21 protein-coding genes are annotated in these 25,068 nt (G+C 62.3%); 11 read left to right on the top strand and 10 right to left on the bottom strand.

The annotated features are described in order from the left end of the window. Positions 1–152 precede the first annotated feature (152 nt). Positions 153–1,490, bottom strand: a complete 1,338-nt coding sequence (locus YUO_RS41235) for a CoA transferase (RefSeq protein ID WP_051379535.1) — start codon at positions 1,488–1,490, stop codon at positions 153–155. A gap of 56 nt (positions 1,491–1,546) precedes the next feature. Between YUO_RS41235 and YUO_RS0120500 the strand changes: the two genes are divergently transcribed. From YUO_RS0120500 to YUO_RS0120520, 5 genes are all read left to right on the top strand, one after another. Further along, on the top strand, positions 1,547–1,834 hold the full coding sequence (locus tag YUO_RS0120500) for a hypothetical protein (RefSeq protein WP_028348964.1): 288 nt from the start codon (positions 1,547–1,549) through the stop codon (positions 1,832–1,834). 132 nt (positions 1,835–1,966) lie between these two features. Further along, entirely contained in the window at positions 1,967–2,737 is a 771-nt protein-coding gene (locus YUO_RS0120505) for an SDR family NAD(P)-dependent oxidoreductase (RefSeq protein WP_028348965.1), read from the top strand. A gap of 256 nt (positions 2,738–2,993) precedes the next feature. Next, the gene (locus YUO_RS0120510) at positions 2,994–3,266 is read left to right on the top strand and encodes a PilZ domain-containing protein (protein WP_035727192.1); all 273 of its coding nucleotides are present in this window, start codon (positions 2,994–2,996) and stop codon (positions 3,264–3,266) included. A gap of 321 nt (positions 3,267–3,587) precedes the next feature. Next, the gene (locus YUO_RS41240) at positions 3,588–4,505 is read left to right on the top strand and encodes a hypothetical protein (protein WP_035727129.1); all 918 of its coding nucleotides are present in this window, start codon (positions 3,588–3,590) and stop codon (positions 4,503–4,505) included. Between the two features lie 92 nt (positions 4,506–4,597). Then, complete coding sequence (locus YUO_RS0120520; RefSeq protein ID WP_028348967.1) at positions 4,598–5,029, top strand: MgtC/SapB family protein; 432 nt, start codon at positions 4,598–4,600, stop codon at positions 5,027–5,029. Positions 5,030–5,659: 630 nt separating this feature from the next. On the opposite strand, the gene YUO_RS0120525 is transcribed toward YUO_RS0120520, so the two are convergent. Then, positions 5,660–6,670, bottom strand: coding sequence for an AraC family transcriptional regulator (locus tag YUO_RS0120525; protein WP_028348968.1), 1,011 nt, complete (start codon positions 6,668–6,670; stop codon positions 5,660–5,662). A 167-nt stretch (positions 6,671–6,837) separates the two neighbouring features. Between YUO_RS0120525 and YUO_RS41245 the strand changes: the two genes are divergently transcribed. Both YUO_RS41245 and YUO_RS47220 read left to right on the top strand, forming a co-directional pair. Continuing rightward, complete coding sequence (locus YUO_RS41245; RefSeq protein WP_198028060.1) at positions 6,838–7,686, top strand: NAD(P)/FAD-dependent oxidoreductase; 849 nt, start codon at positions 6,838–6,840, stop codon at positions 7,684–7,686. A 125-nt stretch (positions 7,687–7,811) separates the two neighbouring features. After that, positions 7,812–8,066: a hypothetical protein gene (locus YUO_RS47220; protein WP_198028061.1), complete on the top strand. Its 255-nt coding sequence runs from the start codon at positions 7,812–7,814 to the stop codon at positions 8,064–8,066. Between the two features lie 42 nt (positions 8,067–8,108). On the opposite strand, the gene YUO_RS0120535 is transcribed toward YUO_RS47220, so the two are convergent. The 5 genes from YUO_RS0120535 to YUO_RS0120555 all read right to left on the bottom strand — a co-directional run bounded on the left by YUO_RS0120535 (position 8,109) and on the right by YUO_RS0120555 (position 16,721). Beyond that, positions 8,109–8,918 carry a slipin family protein gene (locus YUO_RS0120535; RefSeq protein ID WP_051379543.1) on the bottom strand — a complete coding sequence of 270 codons (810 nt, stop codon included), beginning with the start codon at positions 8,916–8,918 and terminating at the stop codon, positions 8,109–8,111. A gap of 11 nt (positions 8,919–8,929) precedes the next feature. Further along, positions 8,930–10,327, bottom strand: coding sequence for an NfeD family protein (locus YUO_RS0120540; protein WP_028348970.1), 1,398 nt, complete (start codon positions 10,325–10,327; stop codon positions 8,930–8,932). A gap of 271 nt (positions 10,328–10,598) precedes the next feature. Next, positions 10,599–14,177, bottom strand: coding sequence for an error-prone DNA polymerase (locus YUO_RS0120545; RefSeq protein ID WP_028348971.1), 3,579 nt, complete (start codon positions 14,175–14,177; stop codon positions 10,599–10,601). Then, complete coding sequence (locus YUO_RS0120550) at positions 14,174–15,664, bottom strand: Y-family DNA polymerase (protein ID WP_051379537.1); 1,491 nt, start codon at positions 15,662–15,664, stop codon at positions 14,174–14,176. Before YUO_RS0120550 ends, YUO_RS0120545 begins: the two co-directional genes overlap by 4 nt. Before the next feature lie 262 nt (positions 15,665–15,926). Then, the gene (locus YUO_RS0120555) at positions 15,927–16,721 is read right to left on the bottom strand and encodes an ImuA family protein (protein ID WP_028348973.1); all 795 of its coding nucleotides are present in this window, start codon (positions 16,719–16,721) and stop codon (positions 15,927–15,929) included. 227 nt (positions 16,722–16,948) lie between these two features. Here YUO_RS0120555 and YUO_RS0120560 point away from each other — a divergent pair, with 227 nt between their 5' ends. Beyond that, positions 16,949–18,319, top strand: a complete 1,371-nt coding sequence (locus tag YUO_RS0120560) for a UdgX family uracil-DNA binding protein (RefSeq protein WP_028348974.1) — start codon at positions 16,949–16,951, stop codon at positions 18,317–18,319. 253 nt (positions 18,320–18,572) lie between these two features. Here the strand turns inward: YUO_RS0120560 and YUO_RS0120565 are convergent, their stop codons facing one another. After that, positions 18,573–19,064, bottom strand: coding sequence for a VOC family protein (locus YUO_RS0120565; protein ID WP_028348975.1), 492 nt, complete (start codon positions 19,062–19,064; stop codon positions 18,573–18,575). 430 nt (positions 19,065–19,494) lie between these two features. On the opposite strand from YUO_RS0120565, the gene ppk2 reads away from it, so the two are divergent. After that, positions 19,495–20,421: a polyphosphate kinase 2 gene (gene ppk2, locus YUO_RS0120570; protein WP_051379538.1), complete on the top strand. Its 927-nt coding sequence runs from the start codon at positions 19,495–19,497 to the stop codon at positions 20,419–20,421. A gap of 163 nt (positions 20,422–20,584) precedes the next feature. Here ppk2 and YUO_RS0120575 read toward each other — a convergent pair whose 3' ends face one another. Further along, positions 20,585–21,757: a M20 aminoacylase family protein gene (locus YUO_RS0120575; protein WP_028348977.1), complete on the bottom strand. Its 1,173-nt coding sequence runs from the start codon at positions 21,755–21,757 to the stop codon at positions 20,585–20,587. A 172-nt stretch (positions 21,758–21,929) separates the two neighbouring features. Here YUO_RS0120575 and YUO_RS0120580 point away from each other — a divergent pair, with 172 nt between their 5' ends. Beyond that, entirely contained in the window at positions 21,930–23,552 is a 1,623-nt protein-coding gene (locus YUO_RS0120580; RefSeq protein WP_028348978.1) for a GMC family oxidoreductase, read from the top strand. Between the two features lie 56 nt (positions 23,553–23,608). Here YUO_RS0120580 and YUO_RS41250 read toward each other — a convergent pair whose 3' ends face one another. Continuing rightward, positions 23,609–23,875, bottom strand: a complete 267-nt coding sequence (locus YUO_RS41250) for a hypothetical protein (protein WP_035727133.1) — start codon at positions 23,873–23,875, stop codon at positions 23,609–23,611. A 256-nt stretch (positions 23,876–24,131) separates the two neighbouring features. Here YUO_RS41250 and YUO_RS0120590 point away from each other — a divergent pair, with 256 nt between their 5' ends. Further along, positions 24,132–24,446, top strand: coding sequence for an EthD family reductase (locus YUO_RS0120590; protein ID WP_028348979.1), 315 nt, complete (start codon positions 24,132–24,134; stop codon positions 24,444–24,446). Positions 24,447–25,068 lie beyond the last annotated feature (622 nt).

The raw sequence follows: 25,068 nt of genomic DNA on the forward strand, positions 1-25,068 counted from the left end.
GGCAGGAAACATGGGCGTGTGCCCACACCAAAAACGAGAATCGCCGTAGCGGACGCGATCAAAGTTTGGAGAGGCAGCCCTGAGCGCGGGACCTCCTATTCGCGTACCGGCCATTGCGGCGGGTGGCTGCCGAGTGGCATCGCCGGGCGAGCCTAGAAGGCTGGCGTTCTCGACAACAGTGCGGAGTGCGTCACGTACCGCAGTGGCCCGAAGCCGGAGCCCACCTCCTCGATGAACGGCTTCACCACCTCCCCCTTCAAATCCTCGATCGCAAGACCGTCGGCGACCCGGCCGAGATTCCACAGCCAGCCTCCTGTCTGCGCCAGCGAGACCTGGACCTGCCAACTGCCGCCCTCGTGCGCCTGGCGCGCCTTGGCCATCATGGCGCCAAACGCCATGAAGTAACCGGTGGCGTGGTCAAGCATCTGCGCCGGCAATTCCTTCGGTCCATCGAGACCTGCGGCCTGCCCCTCGGCATGGTTGAACCCGGTCGCCGTCTGCACCAGCGAGTCGAAGCCGCGACGTTCCGCCCATTGCCCGGCATGACCGTAGGCCGACAACGAGACGCAAATGATACCGGGACTGATGCGCGCAGCATCCTCCGGCGAGAAGCCGAGGGCGGCGAGTGCGCTAGGTCGATAGCCCTGCGAAAAGATATCCGCCTGCGCCAGCAGATCGCGTAGCACGCCACGCCCGTGTTCGCTCTTGAGTTCGACAAAGCTCGTCAGCTTGCCCCTGCCGGTGTCGATGACGAGCCAGGGGATCGCCGGCAAATCTGGCCCCGAAATCAGCAGCACGTCGGCGCCATGCGCGGCGAGCGTTCGCCCCGCAACGGGACCAGCGATGACACGCGACAGATCAAGCACACGGATACCTGCGAGCGGCCGCCCGCCCTTGGGCCACGGCTTTGGCGGAGCCTCGCCAATCTTCGTGATCGAGATCAGCGGCAATCTGGCGAGCGCCTCGGCCTGTGGTGTCGCCAACCATTCGTCATGCGAGCGCATGAAGGCAACGACGCCACCACTCGTATAGGCCGCGGTCTCGAACGCCTCGCCGTCCCATTGCAACAGCGCGGCCTGCACCGCGTCACGCTCCGGCTTGCAGTTCAGCACTCTGCAGACGGCGTCGCGGTGATGGGGAAAATTGGTGTGCAGGCGCACGAAGCCGTCGCGGATCTTGTAGATACCGGCGATGGCGTCCCAGGCCGGCGGCGGCGGCTTGCCGTCGACGCGCAGATAACGTTCGCTCCGGCATTCGACCACGGCATGGCGCATATCCACCGCGACGTCCTGCGCCTCGCCGCTGCGCATCTTCCAGATCTCGACGGCTGCAAGCCCGGTTGCCGCGACGCTGACCTGCGCCGCGGCGGCGACGCGAAACGACGACGGCAATTGCGGTTCGTCGCCGGTCAACATGAGCGCGCCAAGCGCGGACGGATCGCCGCCAATGGAGGTCCAGATATCGGAGAGGATTTCTCTGGGGCTTTGCATCGGCGTGTCTCTTCCCTAGTTTTCTCAAGCTCTGCCCGACCACCAGAGGAGTTGCAATGGCTGCCATCGATCCCCTGACGGCGGGAGCCGTTCTGCTTGCGACCGCCGCAACGGATGCGGTCTACGTTATGTTCACCTCGGCGGTGGTGGCGCGCAAGCGTGTGCCGGCGGCAACCTGGAGCAGCGTCTGGTATCTGCTCTCATCGTTCGCGGTCATCAGCTACACCGAGAACTGGGTTTACGTCGCCTTCGCCGCACTCGGTTCGTGGCTCGGTGCCTACGCGACGATCACCTTCCTGCACCGTCCGCCCGGCGGCCCGCCGGTGGGCGCGGCGCCGGAGTAGTGCGCACATCCGGCTACGAGTTCATCGAGAACGCTCCCGAATGACGGAAAGGAAGAGGCTTTCTCGGTTTGAGCTTTCGCCGTAACCGCCGTCGCCGCTACAATGCTGCGGAATCAACTAAGGAAAAACAAAATGGACTTGGGTTTGAAAGGCAGAAACGCCGTTGTGCTCGGCGGCACGCGCGGCATCGGACGGGCAATTGCCGAAACGCTGGCGGGCGAAGGCTCGGGCGTCGCCGTCTGCGCCCGCAATGCGGATCAGGTCGCGGCCACCGTTGCCGAGCTGAAAGGACTTGGCGTGCGCGCGACCGGCGCGCCGGTTGACGTCACCGACGCGGCCGCGCTGAAATCATGGCTGTCGGATGCGGCCGCCGAGCTGGGCAGCATCGACATGCTGTTTTCCAATGCCGGCGCCATGGCGCAAGGCGGCGATCCTGCCTCATGGGAGCAGAATTTCCGGCTCGACGTGCTCGGCGCCGTCAACGCATTCGAGGCTGCGCGGCCGTTGCTCGAAGCGGGCGCGCAGAAGACCGGCGACGCGGCCTTCATCATCATATCGTCGATCTCGGCGGCGCAGGCGGATAGCGCCAGCTCCTACGGCCCGATCAAGGCGGCGCTGATCCACATGGCCAAGGGACTGGCGCGGCAATACGCGGACAAGAAAATCCGCGTCAACGTGGTGTCGCCGGGCACGGTCTATTTCAAGGGCGGCATCTGGAACATGGTCGAGCAGAATATGCCGAAGCGCTACCAGGATGCGCTGGCGCGTAACCCGACCGGCCGCATGGCGACGCCGCAGGAAATCGCCAATGCAGCCGTGTTCCTGGCGAGCCCCGCCTCCTCGTTCACCACCGGCTCGAACCTCGTCGTCGACGGCGCGATCTCGAACCGCGTGAATTTTTGACGACGGGTTGTAGGGTGGGCAAAGGCGCCCTTGCGTCGTGCCCACCATTCCAGCGTCCGGTGCAAGTGATGGTGGGCACATTGCGGAGGCCTTAACATCTCGACGGAACTGGCAAGGTTGTGAGAGCTCGGCTTACAACTCGAAAACCAAACCGGTCAATTTGAATCGATAAGCTAACTGAACTTTACGAACTTACCCTCATTGTGACGCCTGCTTCGATGACCCCAGCCACTGGGTCCAATGACGGATGGCCACGATGATTGTCGACGAGCAAAGGACAAAGGTGCAGCGCGAACCGCGACGCGAGCTCCGCAAGCGGCCGACATGGATGACGACCGACAACGGGACAACGAGGATTGAATGCTTTGTCCTGGACGTCTCACCGGGCGGCGCCAAGATTGTGACCGATGTCGCGTTCGACGTCAGGGACAGCTTTCAACTGGCGCTGGTGCCCGACCATACGACGCGCCAGTCATGCGAAGTGGTCTGGCGTCGCGGCAAGACCTACGGCGTGAAATTCCTGTCTTGAGGAGCGGCGTCTCCGCCGCAGGGGCTTCATGGTTCTCCCGGCAATGCGAAGCATCGTCCGGAGACGGCGCTTGGCGTCTCCTCACCATGAGGGGAGATTCCGCAACCGCGCGTTAAATCTGCCCATCAGATACCGGCATAGAACCTCATCCTGATGAGGAGCGGGCATCTTTGCCGCGTCTCGAAGGATGCAGGCCCGCCTCATGGCCATCCTCCCCGCCGGAGTGCCCATCCCGCCCCGCCCTACTCTCGTCGCCATTGGCTTCGATATGTGACTGTATTATTACATTCACATGTCAGTTCGATTACGGCGGAGCGGCGAATGAGCTTGGAATGGCAGGCGCGGTCAGGTTCCCTGGCCTGGTCGAATCCCGTGTCCTGGTGGTGGGGCCTGCTGACGCTGGTGAGCGGCGTCAATATCGCCATCTGGTTCGCGCTGTATCGCGAGCTTCCCGTCCAGCCGACCGGCGCTGCCGGCGGCTCGTCCGGCATCGGGATGATGCTGCTGTTCTGCGCGGCCTATGTGTTCGGCTGCGCCTTCAGGTCGATTCTACCGCGCGCCGATGTGCAGCGGATCTGCCTGGTCGACACCTGGCTGTCGAGCGTCATGGTTGGACGTTCGGTGGCGACCGTGGCCGAGATCTGCTTCGTGGTGCAATGGGCGATTATCCTGCACCACCTCGGCACCATGACCGGCGCGGAAACGACCGTAAATGTCGCGTGGGTGATCGTGCCGCTGATCCTGATCGCGGAATGCCTTTCATGGTATGCGGTGCTGACCAGGAATTATCTCGGCAACGCCATCGAAAACTCGCTTTGGGCGGTCGCCTTCTTCGCCGTCGGCGTCGGCCTTTGCCGCCTGCTTCCGGAATTCAATGGTGCGGTTCGCATAGGCCTCGTCGTCGCCATCGCGGGCATCGTGGGCTTCCTGGCGTTTCTGATGACGATCGACGTCCCGATGTACCTGAAGCGCTGGCGGACCGGAGACGCCGATGGCGACAAGCGCCTGACGCCGCGCGAGGGCTTGCGCGACGTCAGCACGCGCTGGGTCGTGACGCACGACCTTGCCGAGTGGAAAGACGAGATTGCCTGGATGTCGCTTTATTTCAGCCTGGCCGTCTGGTCCAGCCTTGCGCTGTGCGTCTTCTATTCGCTCGAACATCATTTGCCGCAGTACCGGACCGAGGCTGCGATCACGAGCGCCGCGCCGAGCACGACCGTCGTCGGCAGCACCCGGTGACACAACAGCCGCCGCGCTGAAACCTGCGCCGCTTTGCGGCGTTACACGCCTGCGTCGCGGGTTGCGCGACTTCTATTTCAGAAGGGCGTGTTTTGGACTGGACTCAGATAGGCATCCATTTTCTGACGCTGGCCGCCTCGTTCGCGCTGGCCGTACCGATCGGATGGAATCGCGAGAAGCGGGCGCGCAGCGCAGGCCTGCGAACCTTCCCGCTGGTGGCGCTGGCAAGCTGCGGTTTCGTGCAAGCCAGCGAACAGTTGATGGTGAATTCTCCCGATGGCATGTCGAAGGTGATCGAAGGGGTGATCACCGGCATCGGCTTCATCGGCGGCGGCGCGATCCTCAAGCAGGGCACGACCGTGCAGGGCACGGCGACGGCGGCAAGCCTGTGGGCCACCGGCGCGATCGGGATTTCCGTCGGCCTCGGCAGCTACCATGTTGCGGTGACGATCGCGGTGTTCACGTTCCTAACGCTGACGCTACTGACGCTGGTCAAGGACGAACACGATCCGAAGATGGATTGAAGGTCCGGACGATGGGCTGCGGCAGCCAACGTACCGGGAATAGCAGTCACGACGTCGTGAAGGTGTTTCGTCGCCCGCGGCCGTATTAAATATTCTGCCCTTCTGGCGAAGCCATTTTCCCGGCCGACGAAGAAATCCGGAAACAATCTGCTGGTAGCGTGACGAATGATCAACCGGGCGTTCGATCATGTGGAACCTGATCAACATACTGTACCGGGAATATTGCCTGGCTCGGTTAAGGGACATGCGCAGGGTTCATCTCTCGCACTAAACACCAGTAGCGCGAGCAATCTGTCGCAGCCAGCATCTGCGGTTCGGCTAGCGACGCGCGGTGAACCGACATCAAAGAATCCAGTCGGAACCAGGATCGAGGGAGGAGGATATGCAGCCATCGACCGACGATCTGCTGATACGCCAAATCGGTGCTCTGATATCGGCGACTGCTAATGCGGTGTCCAGCAACAGAGAACACGCCCCATTCGTGGAGGCAAGGATCTACGAAAAGCTTGCTGCACATTGCGCCGAAAAGCAGAGACTTGCAGCAGCATTTGCGAAAAACGGAGCCGCGGCGACACGAAGGGGATTGATCTACTGGTAGAGACGGACTGGCGGATCGGCGAGCTCGTCCCCTCATACCGCACGCGATGGGCTATGAGTTGGCCCAGCACCTCCAACCAGTTGCGGTCGGGAGCGCGATCGTCTGAATTGTCCTGGAGGGAGGCCGAATTCGCGCTTGAATGCCCGATTGAACGCGGCTTCTGAGTCATACCCGACCTCGCACGCCACCTCGACCACCGACTCCGTGGTCGTTTGGAGCATTCTGGCGGCGAGCTGCAATCGCCAGCGGGCAAGATAGGTCAGTGGCGGCTCGCCAAGAAACCGGGAAAACCTCTCGGCAAGAACCGAGCGCGAAACCGCGGTTTCGGCGGCAAGTTCTTCCACTGTCCAACGATGATAGGGTTTGCGGTGCAGGAGCGCCAGTGCGCCGCCGACGACCGGATCCCGCGCACCTGCAAGCCAGCCGGTCTGCTCTGCCGGCAGCGCCTCCATATAGCGGCGGATGGCTTCGATGAAGAGCGCTTCCGCCATCTTGGAGAGAAGGACCGAATGTCCCGGCCGCGCACATCCAGCCTGGCAAACGAGATGGCGAACCGAGCTCTCCAGCCATTCGCCGGCCGGATCGCCGCGGAGATTGATCTTGATCATCAGCGGCAGGCCAGCAAGGAAAAGCCGCTCCGCATGTCGCTCGCAGCCGAAATAGCCGCAGACAAAGGTGGTCAGTTCGCCGCCGCCACCCAATTGCATTGTCGTGAGATCGCCCGCCAGAAAACTGCCGAGTGAAGCTCCGCTGTCAACGAAAGTCGATGGCGGGCCGTTCGAAACGGTATGAGCATCGCCGTGGGGAATGATCAGGATATCCCCGGCGGTGACGGCGATATTCTCTTCGTCGGCGAAGCATACGACCGCTTTTCCTTGGGTGACCAGGTGATAGCTGATCAGGCGCTCGGTCCCGGGGGCAAGCAAGTGGGCGACGTTCTGCAGGTGCGGTACACGGAACCCCCAGGGAGCGGTGCACTCCGCACGATAAAAGATGGCGCCGGTCATGCGCACGGACGTCAGCGCCTCCGATAAAGCATCCATTTACTTGCTCCGACGATATGAACGCGGAACGGGCTGCAAAGAAACAAGGACTTCCGGCAAAGTTTGGACTTCGGTTTTCCGCTAAATTGAAGCTATGAGTGTTCAGGCCGACACGATCAGCCTGGCCCCGTGAGCCCGGCCCCGCAAGCATTTTTTAAGAGGGTTCGATGAGCAAGGCATTTGACGTGATTGTCCTAGGCGCGCGCTGCGCCGGTTCGCCAACAGCGATGTTGCTGGCGCGCAGGGGTTACCGGGTGCTGGCGGTCGACCGCGCTTCATTCCCGAGCGACACCGTCTCAACTCATCTCCTGCATCCCCGCGCTGTGAATGCGCTATCGCGATGGGGTTTGCTCGACCGTCTGGTGGCGACCGGATGTCCGCCGATCCATACCTACTCCTTCGATTTTGGTGCTTTCACAATTGCCGGCACCCCGGGCACGGATAATGATCCTGTTGCCTACTGCCCGCGGCGGACAATCCTCGACAAACTGCTCGTCGATGCCGCCGCCGAATCCGGTGCGGAGGTGCGTCAGGGTTTTATCGTCGAGGAAATAATTATCGACGGCGAGCGGGTAGTCGGTATCAAGGGTCGGTCGAAGCATGGCGGCTCCGTCACGGAATATGCCGACGTTATCGTGGGGGCTGACGGCCGGCACTCCATGCTGAGCGAGGCGGTCCACCCCGAGCAATACCGCGAGAAGCCGCCCCTGTTGGCAGCTTATTACAGCTATTGGAGCGAGCTGCCCATGGACGGCCGCTTTGAAACCTATATCCGCGACAAGCGCGGATTTGCGGCAGTGCCGACCCACGACGATCTGACGCTCGTAATTGCCGGATGGCCTTACCCAGAGTTTGCCGACAACAAGAAAGACATCGAGGGCAACTACTTGAAAGCAATTGACTTGGCGCCAGACTTTGCCAGGCACTACGCAGCGCAACACGCGAAGCACCCTTCGCCGGCGCGGCGGTGCCGAATTATTTTCGCAAGCCTTACGGCCCTGGCTGGGCACTCGTAGGGGACGCCGGCTATAACAAAGACTTCATAACAGCACAGGGAATTCTCGACGCTTTCCGAGACGCCGAACTCTGCGCCACGGCTCTTGACCGATCGCTGTCGGGTCTGCGGCCATTCGAGCTTGCCATGAGTGAGTACCAGCACAATCGCGATGCGCAGGCCGGGGCGATGTACGACTTCACTTGCGAACTCGCAAGGCTTGAGCCTCCGCCACCCGAGCTGCAGCAGATTCTTGAGGCGGTTTACGGCAACCAGGCAGCCATGGATGGCTTTGCGCGCCTGAATGCCGGGACGATATCGCCGACGGAATTTTTTGCGCCGGAAAACGTCGAAGCGATCTTTGCCGCTGCAGTCCGAAAAACTCAATGGATGAGTGCATAGTGAAGAGCAGCGTCAGCCCGGCAGACTTCCGCCATGCCACGGCTAGGCAGCTTCTGATCCCCGCCGGCGACTTGCCGTCTCCCGCTGGATTGTCGCCGGCGCTGCCAGAGCTTGAAGAAACTCCACGGGCACCGGGAACACGATCGTCGAATTCTTCTCACCCGCAATGTCCTGCAGCGTCGACAGGTAGCGCAATTGCATGGACTCCGGCCTCCTTGCGAGCATCTCGCCTGCTTCTACCAGTTTCTCGGCGGCCTGCTGCTCTGCTTCGGCGCCTATGATTCTTGCGCGGCGGTACCGCTCGGCCTCGGCTTGACGCGCAATGGCACGAATCATGCTCTCGTTTATATCGACGTGCTTGATTTCGACATTCGCGACCTTGATGCCCCACGCATCGGTTTGGCTGTCGAGAATTTCCTGAATGTCGCGATTGAGCTTGTCCCGCTCTGCCAGCATTTCATCCAGCTCGTGCTTGCCAAGCACGGACCTGAGGGTGGTCTGTGCGAGCTGGCTGGTGGCCGCCATGAAGTTTTCCACCTGGATAACGGATTTGTCCGCATCGACCACGCGGAAGTAGATAACCGCGTTGACCTTTACCGAGACGTTGTCGCGAGAAATCACGTCCTGGCTTGGAACGTCGAGCACGAGCGTACGAAGATCTACCCGAACGTATTGCTGGACGATCGGCACCAATATGATGAGCCCGGGACCTTTCACGCCGGAAAAGCGCCCCAATGTGAAGACTACCGCACGCTCGTATTCTCGCATGATGTGAATCGCCGACAGGAATACCGCAATGATTATGGCTCCGATCACGATATACGGGAGGGTGTCTGTTATGAATGCTGGCATGGTTTCACTCCTCATGATTTCGGTGGGACGTCAGGATCTGGCTCGACGAGCAGCTTCAGGTTTTGACGTTCGAGAACACGCACGCGGTCACCCCGGGTGAACTCGCTTTCCGATTTCGCCGCCCAACGTTCTCCTCCGACCAGGACCTCGCCTTTGCCGTCGGCCCACCACAGCACCTGCCCCGCGCTGCGGAGCAGAGCCGCTTCGCCCGTGACCACGTCGCGGCGATGCGCCCGCCAGACTGCCGCGAGTGCAATCACCAGGAATCCCGCGCTGGCAATGGTCGCCGTGGCGACCACCGCCCATGAGAGATGGAAACCCGGCACGTCGCCGCGGAACAGGAACAGCGAGCCGACGGCGAACGAGATGACGCCGCCAATTCCGAGCACGCCAAACGAGGGCAGAAACGCTTCTCCAATCATCAGCGCAATGCCGAGCAGCAGCAGGCCGGCACCGGCGTAGCTGATCGGCAGGAGATTCAAGGCATAGAGGCCGACCAGGAGAGCGATTCCGCCGATCACCCCGGGGAAGACAGCGCCTGGACTGATGAACTCGAATAGAAGCCCGTAGAGTCCGATCAGCATGAGTATGTATGCGACGTTCGGATTGGTAATCGTGGCCAGAATGCGGTTGCGCCAATTGGCCTCGATTGCCGTTGTGTCCAGGCTCCTGGTATGCAGCGCGACCTGTTGATCATTGATCGTTACGGTTCGGCCGTCGGCCTGAGACAACACATCGGATAAATCCTTCGCAACGATCTCGACGACCCGCTGCGACTGGGCCTCGCTCGCGGTGAGAGTGGCGGCTTCCCGGACGGCTTTCTCCGCCCAGGAAACATTTCGTCCCCGCAGCTCTGCCAGTCCCCTGATGTAGGCAACCGCATCGTTGATCGCCTTCGCCTCGCCTGCATTGGCCGGCGACGGGGCTCTTTTCTTGTCACCGTCCTTCTTGTCACCGTCTTTCTTGTCATCATCTTTCTTGTCATCGGTGCGCCATCCGGAGCCACCGCCAAGCTGGACGGGCGTGGCTGCACCGAGATGCGTACTCGGCGCCATCGCGGCGAGGTGGCTGGCATACACAATGTAGGTGCCGGCGCTGGCGGCTCGCGCACCGCTCGGGGTCACGTAGGAGATCACCGGAATGGGGGACTTGAGGATCTCTCCTATGATCTCGCGCATTGAGGCGTCGAGACCGCCAGGCGTATTCAGCCTCAGCACGATGAGCTTCGCCTGTCGCCGACGCGCCTCCTCAAGTCCATCGCGGATATATTCAGAAGTCGCCGGCCCAATCGCTCCATTCACATCCAGCAGAATGGCGACGTTCGCCGGCTCGCTACTTTGTCCAAGTGCTGCTCCGGAGCCAAGTACGAGCAATGCTACGGTAAAAAGCCTGTAAAGAAAGTGCACCATGATAGTCGCTCAAAGGCTTGCGCGACGAAACAGTCAGAATCAGGTGGCCGCAGGTGAACCTGACTGTTACGGCTGGAGCGCAGGATCCGGTGCCGGGCGGGCGTGACATATCTGAAGCCCTGATGCGCAAAGCGCGCTCCGCAGGTCATGTGAAACGAACGCACATCCGAAATCCCGGTTCCCCAAACATACGCCTCCGGGACGGATTTCATCCCGATGTGCCGGCAACACCTGAATGAAGCACGGCGATCACTGCCGTGAAGAGAGCGGCTCAATGAAAATCGCGGGACGGCGGCAGGATGCGGACGTCGCGGGGGTGACGGATTTTCTGCGCGGGCGCGTCAGGGTGATCGCGGCGGTCGTCGTTGAGCGGTTCGACCAGCGCGGGCCCTGCGGGCACCGGAGGCTTGCGGCTTAACGCATCATTGGCGAGGCCGATCAAATCGTGGGAGCGGTCGAACATCCGCTGCGCCACCAGATGCGTCACCTGCTCCGGGCTGCTCTGGATGTAGCCCTCGACCAGGATCAGGCGGGCGCCCATCACTTCTTTGCGGTACTGCTCCATCACCTTGGGCCACACCACGATATTGGCGATGCCGGTCTCGTCCTCCAGCGTCATGAAGACGACGCCCTTGGCGCTGCCCGGCCGCTGCCGCACCAGTACCACGCCGGCGCAGCGGATACGGCGGCGGTCGTTACTATGGTTGACGTCCTTGCAAGGGACGACACGCTCTTTCGTGAACATCTCGCGCAAAAATTCCATCGGGTGGCCCTTCAGCGACAGCCGGACCGTCTGGTAGTCGGCGACCACCTGCTCCGGCAGCGGCATCTCGGGCAGCGGCTTGGCGTTCTCGTCAGGCTGCTCGCGGGCGATCGCGGCCTGAAACAGCGGCAGCGGCACATCGTCAGGCAGCCGCCGCACCGCCCACAACGCCGCGCGGCGATCGAGCCCGATCGAGCGGAAGGCATCGGCGTCGGCGAGCAGGATTAGCGCGCGCTTCGGCAGGCCGGTGTCGCGGGCAAATTCCTCCAGCGAGGTAAAGGGCCGGCGTTGACGGGCGGCGACGATGCGGTCGGCCCAGTCTGCTGTTTCCAGAGCGGCTGGTCCGCGGGCACGCTTCACCTCTCCCGCTTGCGGGGGAGGTCGGATCGCATCGCAAGATGCGATCCGGGTGGGGGAAGCTCTCTCCATACGGGCAGTGTGACTCGCGGAGACACCCCCACCCCAACCCTCCCCCGCAAGCGGGAGAGGGAGTACAGTCCCGGTGCGGCTGACCACATCGGATTCTGCCTCTGATATGCCCCGGAACGACGACTGCATTCGCTTCAGCCGCTCCTCGTCTTCATCGAGCCAGTGAAACCCGTCGATCTGACGGAAGCCGAGCCGTACGGCGCAATACTTCCCACTCCCCTCCTCCAGCGTGTTCTGGGCAAAACTGTAGGAAACGTCGATCTCGCGGACCTCGACGTCGTTCTTGCGGGCGTCGCCGACGATCTGTGCGGGAGCGTAAAAGCCCATCGGCTGCGAATTGAGCAGGCCGCAGCAGAACGCATCCGGATGATAGTGCTTCAGCCATGACGAGACATAGACGAGCTGCGCAAAACTTGCGGCGTGGCTTTCCGGAAAGCCGTAAGAGCCAAAACCCTTGATCTGGTCAAAACAGCTCTTGGCGAATTCCGGGTCGTAGCCGCGCGCGATCATGTTGTTGATCAGCTTGGCCTCGAATTTACCGATGGTGCCGACGTTACGAAACGTCGCCATCGCGCGGCGCAAGCCGTTGGCTTCTTCGGGCGTGAATTTTGCAGCCTCGATCGCGATCCGCATCGCCTGTTCCTGGAACAAGGGCACGCCGAGCGTCTTGTGCAGCACGCGGTACAATTCGTCCGAAGGGCCGTGCTCGGGCGCCGGCGAAGGATAGCTCACCTTTTCCTGGCCGTTTCGCCGCCGCAAATAGGGATGCACCATGTCGCCCTGGATCGGGCCCGGCCGCACGATCGCCACTTCGATGACGAGGTCGTAGAAGGTGCGCGGTTTCAGGCGCGGCAGCATGTTCATCTGGGCGCGGCTCTCGACCTGGAACACGCCGAGGGATTCGCCTCGCTGCAGCATTTGATAAACTTCGTCGTCGTCCTGCGACTTGATATCGGCCAGCTCGTAACGCCGCCCCTTGTGGTCGGCGATCAGATCAAAGCTCTTGCGGATGCAGGTCAGCATGCCCAGCGCCAGCACGTCGACCTTCATCATATGAAGCGCGTCGACGTCGTCCTTGTCCCATTCGATGAAGGTGCGGTCGTCCATCGCGGCGTTGCCGATCGGCACATAGGTGTCGAGCCTATCCTGCGTCAGCACGTAGCCACCGACATGTTGCGACAGATGGCGGGGGAATTCGATCAGCTCGGAAGCGAGCGCAACCGCGAGTTCGACCATCGCATTCGCAGGATCCAGCCCGGCCTGGCGGACCTGCATCTCGTTGAGGCCCTTGCCCCAGCTTCCCCACACGGTGTCAGCGAGGGCTGCGGTAACGTCCTCGGTCAGCCCCAGCGCCTTGCCGACATCGCGGATGGCGCTGCGCGGGCGGTAGTGGATGACGGTTGCAATGATCGCGGCGCGGTGACGGCCGTAGCGGCGATAGACATATTGCATCACCTCCTCGCGCCGCGAATGCTCGAAATCGACGTCGATGTCGGGCGGCTCCAGCCGCTCCTTGGAAATGAAACGCTCGAACAACAGGTCGACCTTGGTCGGATCGACCGAGGTGATGCCGAGCACGTAGCAGACCGCAGAGTTGGCCGCCGATCCCCGGCCCTGGCACAGGATGTTCTGGCTGCGCGCGTAGCGGACGATGTCGTGCACGGTGAGAAAATAATGCGCGTATTTCAGCTCGGCGATCAGATCGAGCTCTTTGCGCAAGGTGGCGCGCAGCTTGTCGTCGATTACGCCACCGAAATATTTGTCGACACCGGCCCAGGTCAGGTCTTCCAGGTGCTGTTGCGCGGTCTTGCCCGGCGGCACCGGTTCGTCCGGATATTGGTATTTGAGCTGGTCGAGCGAGAAGTTGATGCGATCGGCAAAGCGCATGGTTTCCGCAATCGCCTCGGGCAGATCGCGAAACAACCGCGCCATTTCATGGACAGGCTTGAGATAGCGTTCGGCATTGGCCTCGAGCCGCCTGCCGATCGCATCAATCGTGGTCTTTTCCCGGATACAGGTCAGCACATCCTGCAGCGGTCGGCGGGCGGGATGGTGGTACAGCACCTCATTGGTCGCCAGCAGCGGCACTTTGGCCGCGAGCGCCAAGCGATGCAGCCGCGCCAGCCGGCGCCTGTCGTCACCACGGTAAAGCAGGCTTGCGGCGAGCCACACGCCATCGGCATCAGAGTTCTTCAGGCCCTCCAGCGTTGCCTGCGCGCTCGCCACGTCAAAACGATGTGGCAGCGCCAGCACCAGAAGCTGGCCCTCGGCGAAATCGAGGAGGTCGTCGAATTTCAGGTGGCATTCGCCCTTTTCGATCCGCGTGATGTCGTCGCCGCGCTTGCCGCGGGTAAGTAACTGGCAGAGCCGGCCGTAAGCCGCGCGGTCGCGCGGATAGGCCAGAATGTCCGGCGTGCCGTCGATGAAGACGAGCCTCGCGCCGATCAGAAGCCTTGGCTTATGCGTGACGGCAGGGTTGTCGAGCTCGCTCCAGGCGCGCACCACGCCGGCCAGCGTGTTGTGGTCGGCGATGCCGATCACGGGAATACCAAGCTCGCTCGCCTGATGCACATAGGCGCGCGGGTCCGAACCGCCGCGCAGGAACGAGAAATTGGTGGTGATGCCGATTTCGGCATAGTCGGAAACAGGGTTTTTCATGCAAACAATCCATGCACGAACCATCTGATAGAAGCGGGTTCGCCTTCCTCGTCCGGTTCGCTTTCATAGAGGCCGTCGCGAAAAATCCAGAAACGAAGTCCCGCTTCATCCTCGATACGGAAATAATCCCGCGTCGGGCCACTGCCGTTTTGTTTCCACCATTCCATCGCGATGCGTTCGGGCCCCTCCACCCGCACCACCGCGTGCGTGACGCGCCGCCAGGTGAACTGGTGCGGCGGGCCGTCGGGCACGGTTGCGAACGGCACTTTTATCGGCTCCGGCTTTTCGAGCAGGCGCAACGGGCGCAGCGGCGGCTCGCCCTCGATACGCTCGGGCCATCCCGCCTGCGCTGCGGCCGCCAGATGATGCTGCGCTGGCACCGACAGCACCGCGCGTTCGGGGATGTGGGTATCCTCCGGCAGATGCACGACGACGCGTTTTCCGCCGATGCGCGCGGCGATGCGGTCGATCAGCGCGGACAGCTCGTCATTGTCATGGACATTGGCATCGAGATCGCGCTGCTGCTGCACCACGATTTCGGTGCGGCTGGCGGAGAGACGAATGAGATCGAAACCGAAACCGGGGTCGAGGGGATCGTTGAGCGCATCGAGCCGCTCGCGAAACAGGCGGTCGATCACTTCAGCTTTTGTCACCGGACGCCCGGTATCGACCGAGATCGTGCGCACCGCGCCGTCGGTGCGGAAGAAGCTCGCCTCCAGCCGCCGCGCGCCCTTGCCCTGCTTGTCCATCGCCGTGACAAGCATTTGAGCGAGCGCGGACAGGTTCATCGCGATCACGATGTCGGTGGCGACCGGATCGGGAAAACGTTTCTCGACGATGTAATCCGGCGGCGGTTTGCGTGGGCTGATCGGCGCATCGCCCTGCCCGAGTGCCTGCTGCAACAGCGTCGTGAAGGGCGCACCGAACCGCGCCGTGATTTCGTGCGGCGCGCGCGAGGCGACGTCGCCGATGGTCTTCAACCCGGCGCGGCGCAGGCCGGCGGTGATGCCATCACCGGCGCCGAGCGCAGATACCGGCAACGGACTGACGGCTTCGGCCTCCTCGCCCTCGGCAACGATCTTTCCGGACGTCTGGCGCGTCAGCGTGCGGGCGCAGATCGCGGTGGAGGCGATCGCGGCGCTGACGGCAAAGCCGCGGCGGCTCAGCGCGCTGCTGACGATCTGCAGCAACGCGCGCTCGCCGCCGAACAGATGGGCGCAGCCGGTGATGTCGAGGAACAAGCCGTACGGCGGATCGAGCGCAACCAGCGGGGTGAAGCGGTCGCACCAGTCGGCGATGTCTTCAAGCGTTTTGCGATCAGCAACCTCATCCGCGTCGAACACCGTCAGCTCAGGGCAGATCGCGCGCGCATTGGCGAGCGGCAGACCGATCGAGAGGCCGGCCTGGACGGCGGCCTCGTCGAGCGAATGGATCAGGATGGCATTGTGCTGCTTGGTGACGACGACAGAGGGATAGGTTTGCGTCATCTTGAGAGTGGGACTCGCGGCGAGACCCCCACTCCAACCCTCCCCCGCAAGCGGGAGAGGGAGTGCATCGGTCGTGTGGTGAGAGGTGTCAGCCTGCGCACCGCTGTCGTTCCCTCCCCCCTTGCGGGGGAGGGCTAGGGAGAGGGGTAAGCCACGAGCACTGCCGTTGCCGCCACCCCTCTCCCCCGCCCTCCCCCGCAAGGGGGGAGGGAGCGCACCGGTCGTGTCGTAGACAGCGTTGCACGAAACCGCTTGGCAATTTTCAGCTTGCGCGGCGCTGGCCGGCGAAAGCTTGCGCTTGATGCGGTCGATGGGCAGGCGTGGCAGCCAGAGGCTGAGTATACGCCGACGGTTCACTGAATAGGCACTCATCACAATTCCATTCCATGATCCAGCGGCCGACCGGGCCATGACGGTTACGAACGAGCTGCGCGTCGAACACCGGCGCGCCCCAGGCGCTCCACGGAGCTGACGGCGGCGAATGCGCCGCGCGCACGATCCATCTTGTCTCCGCTGTCGAGGGGCGCGGCTCCGCCGCCACCCGCAGCAGCAATGCGGTGACGCCGGAGGCTTGCGCGGCCAGCGTGAGCTTGCGGCTGGCGACGAGATCGAGCTGACGCGCCTGCCCCCAGACTTCCAACACGACGGCGCCGAGCGCGTCGCAGGCCAGCGCGTCGGCGGCGGTCTGCAGCGCAGCGTCGGTGTCGGTCGCGCGCACGGTAACGAGCAGCCGCGGATCGAGCCCGAGTTCGGCGAGCCCGCTCATCGACAGCGCGCCCGATTCAATTTCCGAAAAATCCTGCCGTACCCAGACCAGCGGCCGGCGCGGCGATACCCTTCCCGCCAGCCCTGCGATGAAGCCGGTTGCTGATACGCTCTGGTGCCCCTCGGCGAACACTTCATGCACCGCCGCGAGCGCAAGCCCGCCGTGCAGCACAGCATCCGCCGCCTTATGGCCAAGCGTAATCTTGTTGAGGTCATGCGCATCGCCATGCGCCTCCAGGCGCTCGATGCTTCCGCGCAAACTCGCAAGCGTGCTTGTGCGTGCGGTGCTCATCCGCCGTTCCTTCAGAAAATTGGCCTTTGCCGCTTCTTCCCTAAGTGAACGCGCGGCTGGCTCATTTGTTCATGATATGTTCTAATATAAAGCTAACAGCGCCGGCAGAGTCAATCGAGATCGACGCTTTGGCGATTCATGAGCGGAATCAAAGGGATTCGCGGGCCCCTCCAGACGACGGCTAAGCCGTTGCGCGGGGATGCCGGCAGAGAGTGTGGAGTAAGCACATGCACCACATCATCCTAGACAACCAAACTGATTTCGATGGCTGGCGTAAAGCGGCCCGGGCGCTGGCGCTGAATGACGTAAAACCGTCCGACGTGAGCTGGCGCGTGGCTGATGATGCGCCCGAACTGTTCGCGCCGACCGCGCCGCCGCTCGAGCCGCCACGGGGCACCTTCAACGTGCCGGCCAGATTCGTTGAACTGGCGGAGGTTGCGATCTTGCACCGCAACCCCGAGCGCTTCGCCCTGCTCTATCGCCTGCTATGGCGGTTGCGAACGCATCACGATCTGCTTGAACTCGCGACCGATCCTGACGTGGCCGAGATCACCGCGATGGCCAAGGCCGTGCGCCGAGACGAGCACAGGATGCATGTCCTTGTCCGCTTCCGCGAAATAGGCCGCGAGCAGAAATCGCACTTCGTCGCCTGGTTCGAGCCGGAGCACCACATTGTCGAACTGGCCGCCCCGTTCTTCGCGCGCCGTTTCGCCGACATGCCCTGGTCGATCCTGACGCCTGATCTTTGCGCGCATTGGGACGGCCACGTCATCTCGTTCACGCCGGGCGTCGACAGAAGCGAAGCCCCTAGCGCGGACCGGCTGGAGGAAACCTGGCGGCGCTATTACGCCAGCATTTTCAATCCCGCCCGGCTGAAAGCGCAGACCATGCAAAAGGAGATGTCCCGGAATAACTGGCGGAACCTGCCGGAGGCTTCATCGATTAAACCCCTGGCAAGCAACGATAAGGCAAGCGATATGCCCCGCAAACACGCCGATGATCTCGAGACGCTGCGCGAAGAAGCCGCCGATTGCCGCGCCTGTCATCTCTACAAGAATGCTACTCAGACCGTGTTCGGCGAAGGCCGGCAAACCGCGCGGATCATACTGGTCGGCGAGCAGCCCGGCGACAAGGAAGACCTCGCCGGCAAACCGTTCGTCGGGCCCGCTGGGCAAATGCTCGACCGCGCGCTGGAAGAAGCCGGCATCGACCGCCGCACGGTCTACGTCACCAATGCGGTGAAGCATTTCAAGTTCGTGCCGCGCGGAAAGATCCGACTGCACCAGAAGCCGAACACGCCGGAGATCAAGGCCTGCCGGCAGTGGTACGAGCGCGAGCTGGCCGCGATCAAGCCCGATCTGGTGGTGGCAATGGGCGCAACCGCAGCGCAAAGCGTGTTCGGGAAAATTACGCCGATCAACAAGAACCGCGGCCGCGCGATCGATCTCGACGACGGCACCCGGGCGCTGGTGACGGTGCACCCGTCCTATCTGCTGCGATTGCCGGACGCCGACGCCAAGGCGCGCGAATACCGGCGCTTCGTCCACGACCTCAAAATCGCCGCCGACGTGCTGCGAAAATCGGCACATGCAGCCTGAATTCCGCCAATCCGATAGTCGCAATTTCTGTTGAAATATAACGGGAAAAATTGACAATCCCGCTTGCAACTATTAATTGATAGAAGACACAATCGCATTCTCAAAGGAATGTGGCAGGGAATGTGGGACGTCTGCTCACGCTATGATGCTCCCACATGTCGACGCGCTGCGCGGTTCCCCACCTCCAGCCCCGGCGCCGTGCAGCGCGCGACCCTCTTGCCATAGCGTTTTCCAGCGAAAGCCTGGTTCTGATTCAATCAGAACCGAAAAGGCTCTGGCCTCTCGCCACGGCTTCCAGTTCAGCAATATCGAACTTGACCATCTTCAGCATGGCCTCGGCAACGCGCTTGGCTTTCGCGGGATCGGGATCATTCATCAATTCGCCGAGCCGTTTGGGCGCGATCTGCCAGGACAGGCCCCAGCGGTCCTGCAACCAGCCGCATTGTTCGATCTTGCCGCCTTCCCTCAAGGCATCCCACAAGCGATCGATCTCGGCCTGCGTCTCGCATTCGACCATGATCGAGAAACTGTGGTTGAAAGGGTCGAGGGGCCCCGCCTCGATCGCCATATAGCGCTGGTCGCCCAGGGTAAAGGCCGCGATCTTGACGCTGCCGGGCGGGCCGCTTGGGCTCTCGGCCGGCAGCGACGAAACCCGCTGGACTGACGAGCCGCGGATCAGCGAGGTGTAGAAGCCGATCGCGGCCTCCATATCCTTTTCGAACCAGAGATGCTGTGTGACCCTCATCGACGCTGCCTTTCTCTATCAGTTACTGGCCGGCGCGCTGCCGCTCCCGTGACAAGGACGGATGGAGGAGGCGGCGTTCCGACAGGGGCGAAGAAATATTGTGGAATTTCCTTGAACCACCTGTGGCCCAGACAGCGCGCGTCCCTGGCCATATGCGGCCGGGATAGCCCAACTGTCATTAACGGTCGCAATCTCCTACTGGCATGGTGCTGGCCGCGATCTGCTGTCGGCGAGCCTCTACGTACCGTTCTCGAACCTGACGCCCATCGATGATGCGGCCGGCACGCTGCCGTGGCAGGCCCCGACGGATAGCGGGAGACCGGAACCAAACTGCGGCCTTCTGCTTTCCGCAGAGTACCTGACGGAGGATGATAGGACACCGACATTCACACATCACGCGAACCCAACAGCTCTGCAGCCGGAGCCCGCCATGACCAAAAAGCCCCCGAAGGGCACCAAGCTGATCCACGACCCGATTCGGGAGGAAATGCTGGACAGTTTCGATGAGGAACTGGAACTTGAGATCGACGACGATCGCCTCGATGCGCTGACCAATGAATTTGCCGACCATACGGCAGAAGAGACGATCGATCGTCGCGTGTACTTCAAGGAATTATTCCGTCTGCAGGGTGAATTGGTAAAATTGCAGACTTGGGTGCAGCACCACCAGCTCAAGGTGGTGGTGATTTTCGAGGGGCGCGATTCCGCCGGGAAGGGCGGCGTCATCAAGCGCATCACCCAGAGGCTCAATCCGCGGGTCTGCCGCGTCGCGGCGCTGCCGGCGCCGAATGAGCGTGAGCGCACCCAATGGTACTTCCAGCGTTACGTTTCGCACTTGCCTGCCGGCGGCGAAATCGTACTGTTCGACCGCAGCTGGTACAACCGCGCCGGCGTCGAGCGTGTGATGGGCTTCTGCACTGAAGACGAAGTCGAGGAATTCTTCCGGTCGGTGCCGGAATTCGAGCGCATGCTCGTGCGCTCTGGCATCACCCTCATCAAGTACTGGTTTTCCATCACTGACGAAGAGCAGCATTTGCGCTTCATGATGCGGATCCACGATCCGCTCAAGCAGTGGAAGCTCAGCCCGATGGATGTGGAATCGCGCCGCCGTTGGGAGCTATATACCAAGGCCAAGGAAGCGATGCTGGAGCGTACCCACATTCCGGAAGCTCCTTGGTGGCTGGTCGAAGCCGACGACAAGAAGAAGGCACGGCTGAACTGCATCGCGCATCTGCTCGAACAAATTCCCTACCATGAAATCAAGGTAGAACCGGTGGTACTGCCGCCGCGGGTTCGCCATCCGGAATATAGCCGCGGGCCGATTCCCCGCGAAATGTACGTACCGGAGCGCTATTGAGCGCCGCGTGACCACCGTCCTCATACTGAAGGCGAAGAGCCCTCCCCGCACTTCAAGTTGCGGCTGAGCGGCAAATAATGAAGGCCTGTATTGGAGATACAGGCCTTCCTTGATGCTCTCTCGCACGTCATGTGCGATCGAAGTTGAAGTGGCGTCGCGCGCGTTACGACGCCACCAGCTTGTTCTCGACCAGCTTGATCCAGTACGAGGTGCCGTACACGATCGCCTCGTCGTTGAAATCGTAGGCGGGGTGATGAAGCCCCGCGCTGTCGCCGTTGCCGCAGAAGATGAACGCGCCCGGCCGCGCCTCCAGCATGTAGGAAAAGTCTTCCGCGCCCATCAGCGGCGGCATCTCGTGGACGTTCTGGGCACCGGCCACCTCCTTGGCCACTTGCGTGGCGAACTCGGTCTGCTCGGCGTGGTTCTTGGTCACGGGATAGCCGCGCTCATAGACGAGGTCGATCTTGGCCCCGGTCATCCTGGCTACGCCCTCACACACCTCGCGCACCCGCTTCTCGACGATCTCGCGGACTTCCGGCGTTAGTGTCCGCACAGTGCCGCGGAGTTCCGCGGTGTGCGGGATCACGTTGCGGGCGTTGCCGGCGTGGAACTCGCAGATTGAGATCACCGCCGACTCCAGCGGATCAATGGTCCGCGAGACGATCGACTGCAGGGCGGTAATGAGCTGTGAGCCGACGAAGACGGAATCGATGCATTTGTTGGGGCGTGCGGCGTGTCCGCCGAGTCCCTCGATCTTGATGTCGATCGAGTCGGTTGCCGCCATCACCGGACCGGAGCGGATGGCGAACGAGCCGACCGGAATACCCGGACCGTTATGCATGCCGTAGACCTGCTCGATGCCGAACCGGTCCATCAGCCCGTCCTGGATCATGGCGGCGGCGCCCGCGCCGCCCTCCTCGGCCGGCTGGAAAATCACGACCGCATCGCCAGCAAAATTCCTGGTTTCGGCGAGGTACCGCGCTGCACCCAAAAGCATCGCGGTGTGACCATCATGGCCGCAGGCGTGCATCAGGCCCGGCGTCCTGGAAGCATGAGGAAGGTTGGTCGCCTCCTCGATCGGCAGCGCGTCCATGTCGGCGCGAAGCCCGATCACCTTGATCTCGCCCTTGCCGGGCTGCTTGCCCTTGATGACGCCAACAACGCCGGTACGGCCAAGGCCGGTGGCGACCTCGTCGCAGCCGAATTCGCGCAACCGATCGGCCACGAATGCTGCAGTGCGGTGCACGTCGTACAGCAACTCGGGATTTTGATGGATAACGCGGCGCCAGGCCTGGATATCGGGTTGCAGATCGGCGACGCGGTTGACGATGGGCATGGGAATTCTCGAACCTCAGGTTGGAACGTTAGACCTCTGTAGCATGCAAGCGGCGGTCCACCCAACAGCCCTGGGGACGCCGCCCATTCCCGGACGTCATGGCCGGGACTTGTCCCGGCCATCCACGTCTGACTATTAGGCATAAGGGGCGCGTGACGGGCGGAAACTGAGCATGCCGAAAAGGCTTGAAGGCGATTTCGATTATATCGTGGTGGGCGCGGGCACCGCCGGCTGCATCATGGCCAACCGGCTGTCGGCCGATCCCAAAAACCGCGTGCTGATCCTGGAGGCCGGCGGCAACGACAACTGGATCTGGTTTCACATCCCCGTCGGCTATCTCTTTGCGATCGGCAATCCCCGCTCTGACTGGATGTTTCGGACCGAGCCGGAGCCTGGGCTCAATGGGCGCTCCCTCGCCTATCCGCGCGGCAAGGTGATCGGCGGCTGCTCCGCCATCAATGCGATGATCTCGATGCGGGGCCAATCCGCCGATTACGATCACTGGCGCCAGCTCGGCCTCACCGGCTGGGGCTATGACGACGTAAAGCCGCTGTTCAAGCGGCTGGAGGATCATTTCCTCGGCGAAAGCGAACATCACGGCATTGGCGGCGGCTGGCGCATCGAGGCGCCGCGGTTGTCCTGGGAGGTTCTCGACGCGGTCGGCGACGCCGCCGAGGAAATGGGCATCAAGCGCATTGCGGATTTCAACACCGGCGACAACGAGGGCGTGAGCTATTTCCACGTCAACCAGAAGCGCGGCCGGCGCTGGTCGTCCGCGCGCGGTTTTCTCAAGCCGGCGCTCAACCGCGCCAATCTGCGGCTGGAAAAGCACGTGCTGGTCGACCGGCTCATCATCGAAAACGGCCGCGCCGTCGGCGTGCGTTTCATCCAGAATAACGAGGTGGTCGAGGCCCGCACCAAAGGCGAAGTCGTGTTGTGCGCGGGATCGATCGGCTCGACGCAGGTGCTGCACCGCTCCGGCATCGGACCGGCCGACTGGCTGTCACCGCTCGGCATCGATGTGGTGCTCGACAGACCGGGTGTGGGGCGCAATCTGCAGGACCATCTGCAGCAGCGCGCGATCTACAAGGTCGAGGGTGTCCGCACGCTGAACGAGACCTACTGGTCGCTGGTCCGGCGCGGGATGATGGGGCTCGACTATGCCTTCCGCCGCCGCGGGCCGCTGACGATGGCGCCCTCGCAACTCGGCATCTTCACGCGCTCCGACGCTACCCGCGCGCGCGCCAACATCCAGTTTCATGTGCAGCCGCTGTCGCTCGACAAGTTCGGCGATCCCCTGCACCGCTTCCCCGCGATTACCGTGAGCGCCTGCAATCTGCAGCCGACCTCGCGCGGCACCGTGCGCATCCGCGCGGCACGAGCTGACGAAGCGCCGTCGATCGCGCCGAACTATCTCTCAACCGACGACGACCGCCAGGTCGCGGCCGATGCTATCCGCACCACGCGGCGGCTGATGAAGCAGAAGCGGCTCGAGCGATATCATCCGGTCGAATACCTGCCCGGCCCGAGCGTCGGCGACGATGATGCGTCACTGGCAAAGGCCGCCGGCGATATCGGCACCACGATCTTCCATCCCGTCGGCACCGCGAAGATGGGCACCGCCAACGATCCGATGGCGGTGGTCGACGAGCGGTTGCGGTTCTACGGCATCGGCGGATTGCGCGTCGCGGATGCGTCGGTGATGCCGACGATCACATCGGGCAACACCAACACGCCGACGGCGATGATCGCGGAGAAAGGTGCGACGATGATCCTGGAGGATGTGCGCAAATAGCTGCTTAACGAAGCAGCGCAGATGGCCCAACGGGCCATCCGGGCTGCACGCTCACCCTACTGCGCCCTGCGATAATGTCGCGTCGACCTCTGGCGCAGCCGCGGTTCGGGCGCAGGCACAGCTCCACCGTAGTACGCGCGGGAATTGTAATAGGCGTTCGATTGATCGAACGACCGGTATGCCGGCCGGCCGCCGAGCACGTCGGCATTGGGATAATAGAAAGAAAAAGCGCCGGGCTCCTGGATCGCGGGTTGCGCGAACACGGGCGTTGCGATCGCGGTCATCAGCAACGCGGCGGCGAGTGTTGGGATAGACTTGGTCATTGGTGATATCCTCTTTTTATCGTGAAATCACTCCACCCAATTGGGTATCGCACCGCAAAAGCGGATAGCCGTGCGACGGCTCTCACCGCGATTTGAAAAGCCGTGCTTGAAAACGCGCGATGGCGTGAACAGACGCGCGGCGGTGGTAGGATAAGGCGAAGGCCGCCGGCTTCCGGTTGCAAGATCCGCAAAACTGACACAGATTTCGGGCATTGCCGGAGCATAACGGCGAACGCAGGAATCGGAGGGCACGTCCATGATCAAGGTAAGCGTAATGTATCCCAATACGCCCGGCGGGCGCTTTGATCACGACTACTACCGCGACAAGCATATGCCGCTCGTGAAAGCGCGCATGGGCGACGCCTGCAGGTCCTACACGGTTGACAAGGGCCTGGCCGGCGGCGCGCCCGGCGCTCCCGCCACCTATGTCGGCATGTGCCACATCTTCTGCGACTCAATCGAGGCGTTCCAGACCGGCTTCGGGCCGCATGCCAAGGAGATCATGGCAGACATCCCGAACTATACCGATCAGTCTCCGGTGATCCAGATCAGCGAAGTCGTCGTAGGCTGATGGCGTAGCCGCGGCTCGCAATGATGTAGGGTGGGCAAAGGCGCGCATGCGCCGTGCACACCATCCATCATCGAGCGCGTTTCGTGATGGTGGGCACGCTTGCGCTTTGCCCACCCTACAAACTGCGAACTGATTTGCCTCGCGCCCAAGCGAAATTTCAATTCGCGGCTGCGGCCAATTGGCACGACCGGCAAATCACTTCTGATTTTCAGAAATCGTGTCAAGCCCAGGAATCAAAAATATTCCGCTTAACGCGAGAGGCAAATCAGTCACATATTCCGCCCGTCTCACCCATTGAGGGGCGCTCGCGATCGTCACGAACGTGCGGTGAGATGCGGTGGACGCGGAATGCGCTAGACGTAGGCGCAGGAAGCGTACGGCGAAGTCGTGTGGTTCGGGCGCCGCGGTGCTGGCGTTAAGCTGCGTGAAACTATTTGCGCAGCGACGGAGGCAAAAGAGCCGTTCTCCGGGAAGAGCACGAAGTAAGCCGTAAAGCCATTGCGCAGGGAAGGCCGGGATGCTCCCGCTGTACCTGTATGCTCGTGTGCATTTTCTTTTGCGCAAATCGCACACGAGACCGCGGGTGCAGCCAGCACCCGGTCTTCCCTGCGCCCTCTGAATC

Source organism: Bradyrhizobium murdochi (assembly GCF_000472965.1).
GTDB classification, from domain to species: Bacteria; Pseudomonadota; Alphaproteobacteria; order Rhizobiales; family Xanthobacteraceae; genus Bradyrhizobium; species Bradyrhizobium murdochi.

What these genes read in the sequence shown, in the direction of transcription:
- YUO_RS41235 (WP_051379535.1), bottom strand. Translation starts at nt 1,490, where the DNA reads ATGCAAAGCCCCAGAGAAATCCTCTCCGATATCTGGACCTCCATTGGC.
- YUO_RS0120500 (WP_028348964.1), top strand. Translation starts at nt 1,547, where the DNA reads ATGGCTGCCATCGATCCCCTGACGGCGGGAGCCGTTCTGCTTGCGACC.
- YUO_RS0120505 (WP_028348965.1), top strand. Translation starts at nt 1,967, where the DNA reads ATGGACTTGGGTTTGAAAGGCAGAAACGCCGTTGTGCTCGGCGGCACG.
- YUO_RS0120510 (WP_035727192.1), top strand. Translation starts at nt 2,994, where the DNA reads ATGATTGTCGACGAGCAAAGGACAAAGGTGCAGCGCGAACCGCGACGC.
- YUO_RS41240 (WP_035727129.1), top strand. Translation starts at nt 3,588, where the DNA reads ATGAGCTTGGAATGGCAGGCGCGGTCAGGTTCCCTGGCCTGGTCGAAT.
- YUO_RS0120525 (WP_028348968.1), bottom strand. Translation starts at nt 6,670, where the DNA reads ATGGATGCTTTATCGGAGGCGCTGACGTCCGTGCGCATGACCGGCGCC.
- YUO_RS41245 (WP_198028060.1), top strand. Translation starts at nt 6,838, where the DNA reads ATGAGCAAGGCATTTGACGTGATTGTCCTAGGCGCGCGCTGCGCCGGT.
- YUO_RS47220 (WP_198028061.1), top strand. Translation starts at nt 7,812, where the DNA reads ATGAGTGAGTACCAGCACAATCGCGATGCGCAGGCCGGGGCGATGTAC.
- YUO_RS0120535 (WP_051379543.1), bottom strand. Translation starts at nt 8,918, where the DNA reads ATGCCAGCATTCATAACAGACACCCTCCCGTATATCGTGATCGGAGCC.
- YUO_RS0120540 (WP_028348970.1), bottom strand. Translation starts at nt 10,327, where the DNA reads ATGGTGCACTTTCTTTACAGGCTTTTTACCGTAGCATTGCTCGTACTT.
- YUO_RS0120545 (WP_028348971.1), bottom strand. Translation starts at nt 14,177, where the DNA reads ATGAAAAACCCTGTTTCCGACTATGCCGAAATCGGCATCACCACCAAT.
- YUO_RS0120550 (WP_051379537.1), bottom strand. Translation starts at nt 15,664, where the DNA reads ATGACGCAAACCTATCCCTCTGTCGTCGTCACCAAGCAGCACAATGCC.
- YUO_RS0120555 (WP_028348973.1), bottom strand. Translation starts at nt 16,721, where the DNA reads ATGAGCACCGCACGCACAAGCACGCTTGCGAGTTTGCGCGGAAGCATC.
- YUO_RS0120560 (WP_028348974.1), top strand. Translation starts at nt 16,949, where the DNA reads ATGCACCACATCATCCTAGACAACCAAACTGATTTCGATGGCTGGCGT.
- YUO_RS0120565 (WP_028348975.1), bottom strand. Translation starts at nt 19,064, where the DNA reads ATGAGGGTCACACAGCATCTCTGGTTCGAAAAGGATATGGAGGCCGCG.
- ppk2 (WP_051379538.1), top strand. Translation starts at nt 19,495, where the DNA reads ATGACCAAAAAGCCCCCGAAGGGCACCAAGCTGATCCACGACCCGATT.
- YUO_RS0120575 (WP_028348977.1), bottom strand. Translation starts at nt 21,757, where the DNA reads ATGCCCATCGTCAACCGCGTCGCCGATCTGCAACCCGATATCCAGGCC.
- YUO_RS0120580 (WP_028348978.1), top strand. Translation starts at nt 21,930, where the DNA reads ATGCCGAAAAGGCTTGAAGGCGATTTCGATTATATCGTGGTGGGCGCG.
- YUO_RS41250 (WP_035727133.1), bottom strand. Translation starts at nt 23,875, where the DNA reads ATGACCAAGTCTATCCCAACACTCGCCGCCGCGTTGCTGATGACCGCG.
- YUO_RS0120590 (WP_028348979.1), top strand. Translation starts at nt 24,132, where the DNA reads ATGATCAAGGTAAGCGTAATGTATCCCAATACGCCCGGCGGGCGCTTT.